General features: G+C 72.7%; 14 protein-coding genes. 10 read left to right on the top strand and 4 right to left on the bottom strand.

Translation table 11 applies throughout. From position 1 onward, the window contains the following. Positions 1-213: 213 nt before the first annotated feature. On the bottom strand, positions 214-1,020 hold the full coding sequence (locus ACIBNE_RS35180) for an IclR family transcriptional regulator (protein WP_399279014.1): 807 nt from the start codon (positions 1,018-1,020) through the stop codon (positions 214-216). A gap of 281 nt (positions 1,021-1,301) precedes the next feature. Here ACIBNE_RS35180 and allB point away from each other — a divergent pair, with 281 nt between their 5' ends. After that, entirely contained in the window at positions 1,302-2,639 is a 1,338-nt protein-coding gene (gene allB / locus ACIBNE_RS35175) for an allantoinase AllB (protein WP_399279012.1), read from the top strand. 72 nt (positions 2,640-2,711) lie between these two features. Here allB and ACIBNE_RS35170 read toward each other — a convergent pair whose 3' ends face one another. Beyond that, complete coding sequence (locus ACIBNE_RS35170; protein ID WP_399279010.1) at positions 2,712-3,443, bottom strand: 3-oxoacyl-ACP reductase family protein; 732 nt, start codon at positions 3,441-3,443, stop codon at positions 2,712-2,714. A 227-nt stretch (positions 3,444-3,670) separates the two neighbouring features. Between ACIBNE_RS35170 and ACIBNE_RS35165 the strand changes: the two genes are divergently transcribed. After that, complete coding sequence (locus tag ACIBNE_RS35165; protein WP_399279008.1) at positions 3,671-4,591, top strand: DMT family transporter; 921 nt, start codon at positions 3,671-3,673, stop codon at positions 4,589-4,591. A gap of 26 nt (positions 4,592-4,617) precedes the next feature. Here ACIBNE_RS35165 and ACIBNE_RS35160 read toward each other — a convergent pair whose 3' ends face one another. Beyond that, on the bottom strand, positions 4,618-4,833 hold the full coding sequence (locus ACIBNE_RS35160; protein WP_399279006.1) for a hypothetical protein: 216 nt from the start codon (positions 4,831-4,833) through the stop codon (positions 4,618-4,620). A 145-nt stretch (positions 4,834-4,978) separates the two neighbouring features. Here ACIBNE_RS35160 and ACIBNE_RS35155 point away from each other — a divergent pair, with 145 nt between their 5' ends. The 3 genes from ACIBNE_RS35155 to ACIBNE_RS35145 all read left to right on the top strand — a co-directional run bounded on the left by ACIBNE_RS35155 (position 4,979) and on the right by ACIBNE_RS35145 (position 8,165). Next, complete coding sequence (locus tag ACIBNE_RS35155; protein WP_399279004.1) at positions 4,979-6,199, top strand: sensor histidine kinase; 1,221 nt, start codon at positions 4,979-4,981, stop codon at positions 6,197-6,199. Then, complete coding sequence (locus tag ACIBNE_RS35150) at positions 6,196-6,873, top strand: response regulator (RefSeq protein ID WP_399279002.1); 678 nt, start codon at positions 6,196-6,198, stop codon at positions 6,871-6,873. Before ACIBNE_RS35155 ends, ACIBNE_RS35150 begins: the two co-directional genes overlap by 4 nt. 92 nt (positions 6,874-6,965) lie before the next feature. Continuing rightward, positions 6,966-8,165 carry a cytochrome P450 gene (locus tag ACIBNE_RS35145; protein WP_399279000.1) on the top strand — a complete coding sequence of 400 codons (1,200 nt, stop codon included), beginning with the start codon at positions 6,966-6,968 and terminating at the stop codon, positions 8,163-8,165. 18 nt (positions 8,166-8,183) lie between these two features. On the opposite strand, the gene ACIBNE_RS35140 is transcribed toward ACIBNE_RS35145, so the two are convergent. Next, complete coding sequence (locus ACIBNE_RS35140; RefSeq protein WP_399278998.1) at positions 8,184-9,251, bottom strand: Gfo/Idh/MocA family oxidoreductase; 1,068 nt, start codon at positions 9,249-9,251, stop codon at positions 8,184-8,186. 159 nt (positions 9,252-9,410) lie between these two features. On the opposite strand from ACIBNE_RS35140, the gene ACIBNE_RS35135 reads away from it, so the two are divergent. From ACIBNE_RS35135 to ACIBNE_RS35115, 5 genes are all read left to right on the top strand, one after another. Then, positions 9,411-10,130 (top strand): GntR family transcriptional regulator, encoded by a 720-nt coding sequence (locus tag ACIBNE_RS35135; protein ID WP_399279384.1) that lies wholly within the window; start codon positions 9,411-9,413, stop codon positions 10,128-10,130. A 115-nt stretch (positions 10,131-10,245) separates the two neighbouring features. Then, entirely contained in the window at positions 10,246-11,298 is a 1,053-nt protein-coding gene (locus ACIBNE_RS35130) for a substrate-binding domain-containing protein (RefSeq protein WP_399278995.1), read from the top strand. A 96-nt stretch (positions 11,299-11,394) separates the two neighbouring features. Next, positions 11,395-12,408, top strand: a complete 1,014-nt coding sequence (locus tag ACIBNE_RS35125; protein ID WP_399278993.1) for a sugar ABC transporter substrate-binding protein — start codon at positions 11,395-11,397, stop codon at positions 12,406-12,408. Continuing rightward, positions 12,405-13,442, top strand: coding sequence for an ABC transporter permease (locus ACIBNE_RS35120; RefSeq protein WP_399278991.1), 1,038 nt, complete (start codon positions 12,405-12,407; stop codon positions 13,440-13,442). Before ACIBNE_RS35125 ends, ACIBNE_RS35120 begins: the two co-directional genes overlap by 4 nt. Further along, a complete protein-coding gene (locus ACIBNE_RS35115) occupies positions 13,439-14,260 on the top strand; it encodes an ATP-binding cassette domain-containing protein (protein WP_399278989.1) in 822 nt (273 codons plus the stop codon). The genes ACIBNE_RS35120 and ACIBNE_RS35115 overlap by 4 nt, the downstream gene beginning before the upstream one ends. The last annotated feature ends 85 nt before the right edge of the window (positions 14,261-14,345 follow it).

Genomic DNA, 14,345 nt, shown 5'->3' with positions numbered 1-14,345 from the left:
CGACGGACACGTGCGGACGCGTGGGCCGCTGCGCGGGGCGGTTCCCCACCCCGCTCCTTTTAGGGGCGCGGGGAACTGCGCGAATCTTTGGCGGGGTCTGGGGCAGCGCCCCAGTTCCGGGAAGGGGCGGGGCGGGGTGTGGCCCGCCGCAGGCGAAACGGCGCCCCGGGCAACGGTCCCCCGGCGCGCCGGTCCTCCCCGGGCGCAGCCCGGTTACGCCGGGGTCTGGTTCGCGAGTGCCTCGGAGAGTTCCTTCGCGACCGTCTGGAGGATCGGCACGATCCGCTCCGTCGCCGCCTCCGTCACCCGCCCCGCGGGCCCCGAGATCGAGATCGCCGCCGCCGTCGGCGAGTTGGGCACGGGGACGGCGAGGCACCGCACCCCGATCTCCTGCTCGTTGTCGTCCACCGCGTACCCGGACCGCCGCACGACCTCCAGCGCGTCGAGGAAGCCGTCGGGCGTGGTGATGGTCTTCTCGGTCGCCGCGGGCATCCCCGTACGGGCGAGGAGCGCGCGCACCTCATCCGCGGGGGTGTGCGCGAGCAGCGCCTTGCCCACGCCCGTGGAGTGCGGCAGCACCCGCCGCCCGACCTCGGTGAACATCCGCATGGAGTGCTTGGACGGCACCTGCGCGACGTACACGATCTCGTCGCCGTCGAGCAGCGCCATGTTCGCGGTCTCGCCGGTCTCCTCGACGAGCCGGGCGAGGTACGGCCGCGCCCACGTGCCGAGCAGCCGGGACGCGGACTCGCCGAGCCGGATGAGCCGGGGGCCGAGCGCGTAGCGGCGGTTGGGCTGCTGGCGGACGTAGCCGCAGGCGACCAGCGTGCGCATCAGCCGGTGGATGGTGGGCAGCGGCAGCCCGCTGCTCGCGGAGAGCTCGCTCAGCCCGACCTCGCCCCCCGCGTCGGCCATCCGCTCCAGGAGGTCGAAGGCGCGCTCCAGGGACTGCACGCCGCCGCTGGACGCGGCGGGCTTCGAGTTGGCGGAGTCGGAGGTGCTGGCGTTGGACGGCGGCACGTCAACGGTCCTTTCGGGGCGGGCGGGCAAGGCAGCAGCCTACCGGGCGGCTTCCGATCGGCACACTGCGGACTTCAGGGCTTCCTCGCCGGTCAGGACCCGTTTGTCCGGGTGGGGTCGCGCTCCGCACGGCGAAAGCTACGTTCTGCCTTTCGAAAGGATACTTTCACTTTGTGGAAATCTCCAAGGTGAAGCCGGGTCTTGACGCGGCCAACCCGGAAGTGAAGACTCCTTCAACAGTTCGTTGAATTTCTCTGCTGCGGAAATGAAGGAGGGGCCCGGTGTCCGACGTCGAACTGGTCCTGCGCTCGACGCGCGTCATCACCCCCGAGGGGACCCGGCCCGCCTCGGTCGCCGTCTCCGGCGGGAAGATCACGGCCGTGCTGCCGCACGGGGCCGGGGCCGCGCCCGGCGTACGCGTGGAGGACTTCGGGGACGACGTGCTGCTGCCCGGTCTCGTCGACACCCACGTCCACGTCAACGACCCGGGCCGCACGGCCTGGGAGGGCTTCTGGACCGCGACGCGGGCCGCCGCCGCCGGCGGCATCACCACGCTCCTGGACATGCCGCTCAACTCCCTCCCGCCGACCACCACGGTCGACCACCTCGCGGTCAAGCGGGACGTCGCCCGGCCCAAGGCGCACGTCGACGTCGGCTTCTGGGGCGGCGCGATCCCCGCCAACGTCAAGGACCTGCGCCCGCTGTACGACGCCGGGGTCTTCGGCTTCAAGTGCTTCCTGTCGCCCTCGGGCGTCGAGGAGTTCCCCGAGCTTGACCAGGAGCAGCTGGCCGCCTCCCTCGCGGAGGTCGCGGGCTTCGGCGGCCTGATGATCGTGCACGCCGAGGACCCGCACCACCTCGCGTCGGCCCCGCAGCGGCCGGGCCCCAAGTACGCCGACTTCCTCGCCTCGCGCCCGCGCGACGCCGAGAACACCGCGATCGGGAACCTGATCGCCCAGGCGAAGCGGCTGAACGCCCGGGTGCACGTCCTGCACCTCTCCTCCTCCGACGCGCTCCCGCTGATCGCCGCCGCCAAGCGCGAGGGCGTGCGCATCTCGGTCGAGTCCTGCCCGCACTTCCTCACCCTCACCGCCGAGGAGGTCCCCGACGGGGCGACGGAGTTCAAGTGCTGCCCGCCGATCCGCGAGGCCGCCAACCAGGGCGCGCTCTGGCAGGGGCTCGCGGACGGCACGATCGACTGCGTCGTCTCCGACCACTCGCCGTGCACCACCGACCTCAAGACCCCCGACTTCGCGTCCGCGTGGGGCGGCATCTCCTCGCTCCAACTGGGCCTCCCGGCGATCTGGACCGAGGCGCGGCGGCGCGGCCACGGCATCGAGGACGTCGTCCGCTGGATGTCGACGGCCCCCGCCGAGCTGGTCGGCCTGCGGCGGAAGGGCGCCATCGAGGCGGGCCGGGACGCGGACTTCGCGGTCCTCGCGCCCGAGGAGACGTTCACCGTCGACCCGGTCGAGCTGCACCACCGCAACCAGGTCACCGCGTACGCGGGCAAGACCCTGCACGGCGTCGTGAGGTCGACCTGGCTGCGGGGCGTGCGCATCGCGCACGAAGGGGAGCTGGCCGAGCCCGTCGGCCGCCTGCTGGAAAGGACCGACTGACCGGCTCCCCGGCGCCGGTTCCGTTTCGGGGGTGCGGGGCACCTGGAAGGCCCCGCACCCCCGAGCCACCCGCTACACCGCGTGGCCCCCGTCCACCGCGTACTCCGCTCCCGTCACGTATCCCGCCGACTCGCCCGCCAGGAACGCCACCACCGAGGCGACCTCCTCCGCCGCCCCGAACCGCCCCAGCGCGGTCAGCGCGGCCTGGCCCTTCGCGTGCGGCCCGTCCGCCGGGTTCATGTCGGTGTCCACCGGGCCCGGGTGCACGACGTTCGCGGTGATCCCGCGCCCGCCCAGCTCCCGCGCCAGCGCCTTCGTCAGGCCGGTCAGCGCGGACTTGCTCATCGTGTACAGCGTCCCGCCGGGCCCCGGCACCCGCTGCGTCATGCACGTGCCGATCGTGATGATCCGCCCGCCCCGCTCCAGCCGCACCGCCGCCGCCTGCGAGGCGAGGAACACGCCCCGCACGTTCACCGCGAGCACCCGGTCGACGTCGTCGAGCGAGAAGCCCTCGATCGGGCCGAGCAGCCCGACGCCCGCGTTGTTGACCAGCACGTCCAGCCGCCCGAACGCCTCGTGCGCCCGCTCCACCGCCCCCGCTGCCGCCACCGGGTCCGCCGAGTCGGCGCGCAGTGCGAGCCCGCGCACCCCGGCCGCCTCGATCTTGCCCACGACCTCCCGCGCGGCCTCCTCGCCGTTGACGTAGGTGATCGCCACGTCGGCCCCGTCCCGGGCGAGCCGCAGCGCGGTCGCCGCGCCGATCCCGCGGCTGCCACCGGTCACCAGAGCCACCTTGCCGTTCATGAACATCTCCTCAGAAGGGAACGTGAGAACTCGTTGCGGGTTCAATGAAACCGTCGGCCCCACGCCCGTACCGGCGGGAAACGGACACCGAACCCGCCCCGCCCCGCCCACCCCGCGAGACGGCCCTTTTCGGCCAACGCCCCGCCCGTATACGGTGATCGTTCCCGTGCGAGCCGCCGCGGCCTCCACGCTCCAGCCAGCCGTTCCCGTCACCCCCGGAGGCCCCGGTGTCGTCGATCGCCGTGCCCGCGGACGGCCTCGCGCCGCGCCGCACCTGGCTCACCGACCTGCCCGTCCTGCTCGTCGCCGCGGTCTGGGGCGCCAGCTACCTCGCGGCGAAGGGCGTCACCACCACCCACACCGTCGTCGCCGTCCTGGTGCTGCGCTTCGGGCTCGTCGTGCCCGTGCTCGTCGTCGCCGGGTGGCGCGGCCTGCGCGCGCTCGACGCGCGCCAGTGGCGGGGCGCGGCGCTCCTCGGCGCCGTACTGAGCGGGATCTTCCTGCTGGAGACGTACGGCGTCGTCCACACCTCCGCGACCAACGCCGGGCTCATCATCAGCCTCACCATGATCTTCACACCGCTCGCGGAGGCCGCCGTCACCCGGGTCAGGCCGCCGCGCGCGTTCCTCGCGGCGGCCGGGCTCTCGGTCACCGGGGTGGTCCTGCTGACCCAGGGCGGCGGCTTCACCACGCCCTCGGCGGGCGACCTGCTGATGCTGCTCGCCGCGCTCGCCCGCACCGCCCACGTCCTGCTCATGGCGCGCGGCAAGGCGGTCGACGGCGCGGACCCGCTCTCGCTCACCACCGTCCAACTCGGCACGGCGGTACTGGTGTTCGCGCTCCTCGCCGCGCTGCCCGGCACCGGCGCCGCGCCCTGGACGGCGGCCCTCGACTTCGGCGCCGCCGAATGGGCCGGGCTGCTCTTCCTCGCCGTCCTCTGCACGCTCTTCGCGTTCTTCGTGCAGATGTGGGCGGTGCGCCGCACCTCGCCGTCCCGCGTCAGCCTGCTGCTCGGCACGGAACCGCTGTGGGCGGCGGCCGTCGGCATCCTCGTCGCGGGCGAACACCTCGGCGCCGCTGGCCTGGTGGGCGCGGCCCTGGTCCTCGCGGGCACGGCCTGGGGCCGCCGCGCGGTGGCGGAGGACTGAGGCCGTACGGGAACCCGCGGAGGAGTTCAGCCCCGCACCTTCCCCGTCACCCTCTCCGCCCCCGCCATCACCACGAACCCCACCACCGCGAGCGCCGCGTTCGCGGTCAGCGGGTGCTCGTCGAAGCCGGGCAGGCGCTGGAGCACGTCGAGGAAGCGGAACCAGCCGACCCATTCCTGGGCCAGCCCCGCGATGCCCGCGATCATCAGAAGGAAGCCGAGCGACTCAAGTGGTTTGCGCATGCCCCCAGCCTGCCGCGCACCCGCCCGCCGTCGCCTCGGCCTTCTGGCTGCGGCGCCCCGACCAAAGTCTGGACCGCTCCGACTTTGGTGGCGATCGGGCCCCGGATCGCGCTGGTACGCCTTCGACCTGCGTAAATTGGCCGACATGAAGCGTACGGAGTACCCCTGGCTGCTGCCGTCGGCCATGAGCGAGCCGGACCTGCCCGGCGACCGCGACCGGCCGCGCAGGACCGTACGCGACTGGCTGGTCGACGTCCTCTTCTTCCTCGTCGCCGTCTTCGTCTGCCTCCTCGCCACCGAGGCCAGCGAGAACGCGGGCAACTCCGAGACCGCCGTCTTCATCGACTTCGTGGTCGGCATGGCCGCCTGCTGCACGCTCTGGCTGCGCCGCCGTCGGCCGGTCGGGCTCCCGGTCGCCCTGACGGCCGTCTCCGTCCTCGTGCCCACCGCGTCCGGCGCACTGCTCATCGCGCTCTTCGGCCTCGGCGTGCACCGCTCCTTCAGACCGGTCGCCCTCGGCGGCGGCTTCGCGCTCGCCGCCTTCCTGGCCCAGCCCGCGATCCGCCCCGAGCCCGGGTCCTCGTACCTGAGCCAGGCCGTCGTCGGCGTCATGATCATGGCGATGGCGATCGGCGGCGGCATGCTGGTGCGCGCCCGCCGCCAGCTCGTCGTCGCACTGCGCGAGCGGGCCGAGCGCGCCGAGACCGAGGCCGAACTGCGGGCCCAGCGCGCCCAGCAGCTCGCGCGCGAGGCCATCGCGCGCGAGATGCACGACGTGCTCGCCCACCGGCTCACCCTGCTCAGCGTGCACGCGGGCGCCCTGGAGTTCCGCCCCGAAGCGCCGCCCGCCGAGGTCGCCCGCGCCGCCGGAGTCATCCGCGACAGCGCCCACGAGGCGCTCCAGGACCTGCGCGTGATCATCGGCGTGCTGCGCGCGCCCGGCGACGCCGACGGCGCCGAGGGCGAACGCCCGCAGCCCACCCTCGTCACGCTCGACGCCCTGGTCGCCGAGAGCCGCGAGGCCGGGATGCGGGTCGTCCTCGACAACCGCGTCGACGACCCGGCCGCCGTGCCCGTCGCCACCGGCCGCAACGCCTACCGCATCGCCCAGGAGTCCCTGACCAACGCCCGCAAGCACGCGCCGGGCGCCCAGGTCACCGTCACCGTGACCGGGGGGCCCGGCACGGGCCTCACCGTCGACGTGCGCAACCCGGCCCCGACCGGCGACTTCGAGAAGGTGCCGGGGTCGGGCCAGGGGCTCATCGGCCTCGCCGAGCGCGCCGCGCTGCTCGGCGGCAGCCTCGACCACCAGGCACTCCCCGGCGGCGGCTTCCGGGTCACCGCCTGGCTACCGTGGGCCCCATGACCATTCGACTGCTCGTCGTCGACGACGACCCGCTCGTCCGCGCCGGGCTCACCTTCATGCTCGGCGGCGCCGACGGCATCGAGATCGTCGGCGAGTGCGCCGACGGCAGCGAGGTCGCGGCGCGCGTCGCGGAACTCGCCCCCGACGTCGTCCTGATGGACATCCGGATGCCCGTGATGGACGGCCTCACCGCCACCGAGGCGCTGCGCCGCGCCCCTGGCGCGCCCGAGGTGATCGTGCTGACCACCTTCCACGCCGACGAACAGGTGGTGCGGGCGCTGCGGGTGGGCGCGGCGGGCTTCGTGCTCAAGGACACCCCGCCCGCGCAAATCGTGGAGTCCGTGCGCCGCGTCGCGGCCGGTGACCCGGTGCTCTCGCCCACGGTCACCCGGCAGCTGATGGCACACGTCGCCGAGGCGTCCGCCGACCCGCGCCGCCGCACCGCGCGGCAGCGGCTCGCCCTGCTCGCCGAGCGCGAGCGCGAGGTCGCCGTCGCGGTGGGGCGCGGCCGGTCCAACGCGGAGATCGCGGCGACGCTGTTCATGAGCCTGCCCACGGTCAAGACCCACGTCTCGCGCGTGCTGGCCAAGCTCGACCTCAACAACCGCGTCCAGATCGCCCTGTTGGTGCACGACGCGGGCCTCCTCGACGAGGAGACGGGCACGGGGGTGTAAGAGCCCGTGCCCGGCTCTGGGCCGGGGCGGGCGGGGCGACGTACGCTGGTCATGATCATGACCGCCCTGAACTCTCCGTGGAGGGACACTCGTTGAGCACTGACGGCGTCATCGACCTCACCGCCCTCGGCCACGACTTCGTCCGTGACCCCTACCCCGTCTACGCGGACTTGCGCTCCCGCGGTCCCGTGCACCGCGTGCGCATGCCGGAAGGCATGACCGCCTGGCTCGTCGTCGGGTACGAGGAGGGGCGCGCCGTGCTCGCCGACCCGCGCTTCTCCAAGGCGTGGAGCAGCGCGTCGCCCGACTCCGGGGCCCGGCAGATATCCGCGGGCACGACCATGCTGATGTCCGACGCGCCCGTGCACACCCGGCTGCGCAAGCTCGTCACCCGCGAGTTCACCCCGCGCCGCGTCGACCGGCTCGCCCCGCGCGTCACGGAGATGACCGGGGCGCTGCTGGACGCGATGCTCAAGGAGCCGGGGCGCTCGGCCGACCTGGTGGACGCGCTCTCCTTCCCGCTGCCGATCGGCGTCATCTGCGAACTCCTCGGCGTGCCGGGCCTGGACCGCGAGGAGTTCCGGCACTGGTCGGGCGCCGCGCTCTCCGCGACGAACCCCGAGGAGCGCGCGGCGGCCGCGCAGGCCATGCGCGCATACCTCACCCGGCTCGTCGCGGACAAGCGGGAGCGGCCGGGCGAGGACCTGATGAGCGCGCTGATCCACACCGCCGACGAGGAGGGCGACCGCCTCTCGCCCGACGAACTGCTCGGCATGGCCTGGCTGCTGCTCATCGCCGGACACGAGACCACCGTCAACCTGATCTCCAACGGCGTGCTGGCCCTGCTCACGAACCCCGACCAGCTCGCCGCGCTGCGCGCCGACTTCGACGGCCTCATCGACAACGCGGTGGAGGAGATGCTGCGTTACGACGGTCCCGTCGAGACCCCGACGTACCGCTTCACCGTCGACCCGGTCGACATCGGCGGCACGGTGGTGCCGGGCGGCGGCGAGCTGGTGCTGGTGGCCCTGGCCGACGCCAACCGCGACCCCGCGCGGTACGCGGACCCGAACCGCTTCGACGTCCGCCGCGACACCCGCGGCCACGTCGCCTTCGGCCACGGCATCCACTTCTGCCTGGGCGCCCCGCTGGCCCGCCTGGAGGCCCGCGTCGCGATCCGCGCCCTGCTCGAACGCTGCCCCGACCTGGCGCTCGACGCCCACCCCGCGGCGCTGACCTGGCGGACCGGGCTGCTGATCCGGGGGCCCGAGGCGCTGCCCGTGAAGTGGTGAACCGGGGGCGGGCGCGGGTCACGGGGCGGCCCCGTCGCCCGCCCCCGGCACCTCGTCGAGCCGCACGGGGCGGTGCTCGCGGCGCGAGCGCTCGCACGCCTCGGCGATCCGCAGCGCGGCCAGCGCCTCGTACCCGTCGCACGGATTGACCGCCCCGCCGCCGCCCCCGTCGCGGGCCAGTGCCACGAACGCGTCCAGTTCCGCCTCGTACGCGGGGCCGAAGCGCTCCAGGAAACCGGGCCAGGGGTCGGCCGGCGGGGGAGGGCCGACGGGCTCGGCCGAGGTCAGCGGCGTCCGGCCGTCGAGCCCGACCACCCACTGGTCCTTCTCCCCGGCCAGTTCCATGCGCACGTCGTACCCCGCGCCGTTGCGGCGGGTGGCCGTCGCCGTCGCGAGCGTCCCGTCGTCCAGCGTGAGCACGGCCGCCGCCGTGGACACGTCCCCGGCCTCGCGGAACATCGGGGGACCCGCGTCCGAACCGGTCGCGTACACCTCCACCACCTCGCGCCCGGTCACCCAGCGCAGCGCGTCGAAGTCGTGGACGAGGCAGTCCCGGTAGAGGCCGCCGGAGAGCGGCAGGTACCCGACGGGCGGCGGCGCCGGGTCGGAGGTCACGGCCCGTACGGTGTGCAGCCGTCCGAGCAGGCCCGTGCGCACCGCGTCGCGCGCGGCGGTGTACCCGGCGTCGAAGCGCCGCATGAAGCCGAGCTGGAGCGCGGTCCCGGCGGCGGCGGTCGCCGCGAGAGCGGCCCGCGTCCCCGCCAGGTCCAGCGCGACGGGCTTCTCGCAGAACGCGGGCAGCCCGGCCCGCGCCGTCCTGCCGATCAGCTCGGCGTGCGCGGAGGTCGCGGACGCGATCACCACCGCGTCGGGGCCCGAGGCGAACAGCTCGTCCACCGAGCGGGCCGCCTCGACGGACGGCCCCGTCCGGTGCGCCGCCCCCGCCCGCCGCGCCGCCTCCGCCGCCTCCGCCGCTCGCGCCGGGTCCGCGTCGGCGACCACGAGCGAGGTCACGCCGGGATGACGGGCGAGCACCGCCGTGTGGAAGGTGCCGATGCGTCCCGTTCCCACCAGTCCGATGCGCATGGCCCTCAAGGTGACGGCGGCCCCGCACACTGTCAAGCATTTGTCCTGACAAATGTGTCCGCGCCTCGACGGGCCATGGCTTTGTCCGGACAATCGGACTACCCTCGCCCCGTGCCCAAAGTGCCCAGAGAAGGAACGGCCCCCCAGCTCGGGCTCAGCGTGGACCGCGCCAGTCCGGTCCCGCTCTACTACCAGCTGGCCAGGCAACTGGAGGAGGCCATCGGGGCGGGCACCCTCGCGCCCGGCAGCCTGCTCGGCAACGAGATCGAGCTGGCCGCCCGCCTCGGCCTCTCCCGCCCCACCGTCCGCCAGGCCATCCAGTCCCTGGTCGACAAGGGACTGCTGGTGCGCCGCAGGGGCGTCGGCACCCAGGTCGTGCACAGCACGATCAGGCGCCCGCTCGAACTGAGCAGCCTCTACGACGACCTGGAGGCGGCGGGCCAGCGCCCAGGGACCCGCGTGCTGCGCATCGCCGTCGAACCGGCGACCACCGGGGTCGCCGCCGCGCTCGGCGTCTTGGAGGGCGAGGACGTCCAGCTCGTCGAGCGGCTGCGGTACGCGGGCGGCGAACCGCTCGCCCACCTGCGCAACCACCTCCCGCTCGGGCTGCTCGCACTCGACGCCGAGCGGCTGGAGGCCACCGGCCTCTACCGCCTCATGCGGGCCGCGGGGATCACCCTGCACAGCGCCCGCCAGTCGGTCGGGGCCCGCGCGGCGGAGCCCGCGGAGGCGGGGCGCCTCGGCGAGGACGCGGGCGCGCCGCTGCTCACCATGGAGCGGACCACCTTCGACGACAAGGGGCGCGCGGTGGAGCTCGGCACCCACGTCTACCGCGCGTCGCGCTACTCCTTCGAGTTCCAGCTCCTCGTACGGCCGTAGGACGCCGCCGTACGGCCGTAAGAATGTTCGGACAAAGTGGTTGACGGTGCGTGCGCCCGCCGCTAGAACTCCCCCAGCCGCAACCGGGCGGCCGGGGAGACAAGGCGGACCAGTCATGCGTACGCGTCACCGCACCCGCGCCACCACCCGCACCCGTACCGCCACCCGCACCGCCACGGTCCTGCTCGCCGTCTGCGCGCTCGCCCTCACCGCCGCCGGATGCAGCGACTCCGGCGGCAAGGACTCCGAGGACGGGACCGCGAGCGGCGGGGCGAACGGCGCGGCGAACGGCAGGGGCGTCACCACCCCGCGCCTGAAGATCGCCATGGTGACGCACTCCGGCGAGGGCGACACCTTCTGGGACATCGTCCAGAGCGGCGCGAAGCAGGCCGCGGCCAAGGACAACGCCGAGCTGCTGTACTCCGCGAACAAGGAGGGCAAGGAGCAGGCCCAGCTGATCCTCGCCGCCGTCGACAAGAAGGTCGACGGGCTGATCGTCACCCTCGCCAAGCCCCAGGCGGTCACGGCCGCGGTGAAGAAGGCGGTGGCCGCCGGGATCCCCGTCGTCACCATCAACTCGGGCGCGCAGTTCTCCACCTCGACCGGCGCGCTCGGCCACATAGGGCAGGACGAGGCGATAGCGGGCGAGGCCGTCGGCACCGAGCTCAACACGCGCGGCAGGAAGAAAGCGGTCTGCGTCATTCACGAGCAGGGCAATGTCTCGCTCGAAGAGCGCTGCGCCGGAGTGAAGAAGACATTCCGGGGCACCGTCGAGAACCTCAACGTCGAGGGCACCAATATGCCCGCCGCGACCTCCTCCATCACCGCGAAACTCCAGAGCGCCGAGGACGTCGACGCGATCGTCACGCTCGGCGCCCCCTTCGCCGCCGCATCGGTCAAGGCCAGGCAGGACGCGGGCAGCAAGGCGGAGATCGACACCTTCGACCTCAACGCGGAGGTCGTCAAGCGGCTGAAGGCGGAAGAAGTCGGCTTCGCCGTCGACCAGCAGCCCTATCTCCAGGGCTATCTCGCGGTCGACGAGATCTGGCTCAACAAAACCAATGGAAATGTCCTGGGAGGCGGCAAACCGGTCCTGACCGGACCCGCGATCGTCACCGCGAAAGACGTACCCGCCCTGGAGAAGTACACCGCGCGCGGTACCCGATGACCGTCGTGAGATCCGCCATGACCGATACTTGGGCGGCACCGAAATGACGGACAGCGAAACAGACAGCGAAACAGGCAGCAAGAAGGGCACGGCGTCGTGGCAAGGGTTCGGACAGGGGTACGCGCGATCGGCGTCGTGCTGGCGGCAGTGCTCGGAGCGTCCCTCGTCGGATGCAGCAGCACGGGGGGCAAGCGCGCCGAGGACGCGCGGAAGGCGGCAGCGGCCGAGGGCAGGGCCGCGGTGAACACGCCCAAGTGGACCATCGCCATGGTCACCCACTCGGGCGACGGCGACACCTTCTGGGACATCGTCCAGAACGGCGCCAAGCAGGCCGCGGTCAAGGACAACATCAACTTCCTCTACGCGCACAGCGCCGAGGGCAAGGAGCAGGCCCAGCTCGTCGAGTCGTACATCGACAAGAAGGTAGACGGGCTGATCGTCACCCTCGCCAAGCCCGACGCCATGAAGGCCGCGGTCGCCAAGGCCGTCAAGGCGGGCATCCCGGTGATCACCGTGAACTCCGGCTCCGAGCAGTCCAAGGCGTTCGGCGCGCTCAGCCACATCGGCCAGGACGAGACCATCGCGGGCGAGGCCGTCGGCACCGAGCTGAACGCGCGCGGCAAGAAGAAGGCCGTCTGCGTCCTGCACGAGCAGGGCAACGTCGGCCACGAGCAGCGCTGCGCGGGCACCAAGAAGACCTTCGATGGCACGCTGGAGAACCTCTACGTCACCGGCACCAACATGCCCGAGGTGCAGGCGTCCATCGAGGCCAAGCTCCAGTCCGACAAGGCCATCGACGCCGTCGTCACGCTCGGCGCGCCCTTCGCGGACGCCGCCGTCAAGGCGAAGAAGACCGCGGGCAGCAAGGCGGAGGTCGACACCTTCGACCTGAACGCCAAGGTCGCGGGCGCGCTCAAGGCCGGCACGCTCGGCTTCGCCGTCGACCAGCAGCCGTACCTCCAGGGGTACGAGGCGGTCGACCTGCTCTGGCTCTACCGGTACAACGCCGACGTGCTCGGCGGCGGCCTGCCCGTCCTCACCGGACCGCAGATCATCACCGGCAAGGACGCCGCGGCCCTGGAGGAGTACACGAAGCGGGGTACCCGATGACAGCGACCGACACCGCGGTGGACGAGCGGCTGCTCCACACCTCACCGCTGCGCAAGCTGCTGGGCCGCCCCGAGCTGGGCTCCGTGGTCGGCGCCGCGGCGGTCTTCCTCTTCTTCGCGATCGCCGCCGACAGCTTCCTCCAGGCGTCCAGCCTGGGCACGGTGCTGTACGCGGCGTCCACGCTCGGCATCATGGCGGCGCCGGTCGCGCTGCTGATGATCGGCGGCGAGTTCGACCTGTCGGCGGGCGTCCTGGTGACCTCGTCGGCGCTGATCTCCTCGATGTTCAGCTACCAGATGACCGCGAACGTCTGGGTGGGGATCTTCGTGTCCCTGCTGGTCACCCTGCTGGTCGGGGTCTTCAACGGCTTCATGCTGACCCGTACGAAACTCCCCAGCTTCATCATCACGCTCGGCACGTTCCTGATGCTGACCGGCCTGAACCTCGGCTTCACCAAGCTGGTCAGCGGCACGGTCTCCACCAAGTCGATCGCCGACATGGAGGGCTTTCCCGCCGCGCAGAAGGTCTTCGCCTCGCAGTGGACCGTCGGCGGCGTCGACCTCAAGGTCACCATCCTGTGGTGGTTCGGCCTGGTGGCGCTCGCCACCTGGATCCTGCTGCGCACCCGCTTCGGCAACTGGATCTTCGCGGTCGGCGGGAACGCGGACGCGGCGCGGGCGGTCGGCGTCCCGGTCCTCAAGACCAAGATCGGCCTGTACATGGGCGTCGCCTTCGCCGCCTGGGTCTCGGGCCAGCACCTGCTCTTCTCCTTCGACGTGGTGCAGTCGGGCGAGGGCGTCGGCAACGAGCTGACGTACATCATCGCGGCGGTCATCGGCGGCTGTCTGATCACCGGCGGCTACGGCTCCGCGATCGGCTCGGCGGTCGGTGCGTTCATCTTCGGCATGACCAGCAAGGGCATCGTGTACGCCGAGTGGAACCCGGACTGGTTCAAGTTCTTCCTGGGGGCGATGCTGCTCCTGGCGACCCTGTTGAACGCGTGGGTGCGCAAGCGCGCGGAGGCGACGAAATGACCGAGACCGCCAGCACCGCCGCTGCCGCCGACGCGGTCGCCGCCCCGCTCGTCGAGCTGGACGCCGTCAGCAAGTACTACGGCAACATCAAGGCCCTCCAGGACGTCTCCCTGGAGGTCCACGCGGGCGAGATCACCTGTGTCCTGGGCGACAACGGCGCGGGCAAGTCCACGCTCATCAAGATCATCGCCGGTCTGCACCAGCACGACGCGGGCACGTTCCGCATCGACGGCGAGGAGACGAAGCTGGTCAACCCGCGCGACGCGCTGGACCGGGGCATCGCCACGGTCTACCAGGACCTGGCGGTCGTACCGCTCATGCCGGTCTGGCGGAACTTCTTCCTCGGCTCCGAGCCGACGAAGGGGGCGGGGCCCTTCAAGCGCCTCGACGTCGAGCTGATGCGCCGCACCACGCGGGCCTCGCTGCTGCGGATGGGCATCGACCTGCGCGACGTCGACCAGCCGATCGGCACGCTGTCGGGCGGCGAGCGGCAGTGCGTGGCCATCGCGCGCGCCGTGCACTTCGGGGCGAAGGTGCTGGTGCTGGACGAGCCGACCGCGGCGCTCGGCGTGAAGCAGTCGGGCGTCGTCCTGAAGTACGTCGCCGCCGCCCGCGACGAGGGGCTCGGCGTGGTCCTGATCACGCACAACCCGCACCACGCGTACCTGGTCGGGGACCGGTTCGTGCTGCTGAAGCGCGGGGCGATGCAGGACAGCCACACGAAGGGGTCCGTGACGCTGGACGAGCTGACGCGGCAGATGGCCGGGGGCAGCGAGCTGGAGGACCTGCGGCACGAGCTGGAGCGGGGCGAGGGGTAGGGGGGGCGGGGGGCTCCTTGCGGGGTGCCCGCTCGGGGTGGGTGGGCCGGTGCGGCGTGTGCCCCACTCTCGCGCAGTTCCCCGC

The sequence above is a fragment of the Streptomyces sp. NPDC050504 genome (assembly GCF_044458065.1).
Lineage (GTDB): Bacteria > Actinomycetota > Actinomycetes > Streptomycetales > Streptomycetaceae > Streptomyces.
The sequence above is the reverse complement of the archived record's forward strand: the minus strand, read 5'-3'. Positions and strand labels throughout refer to the sequence as shown.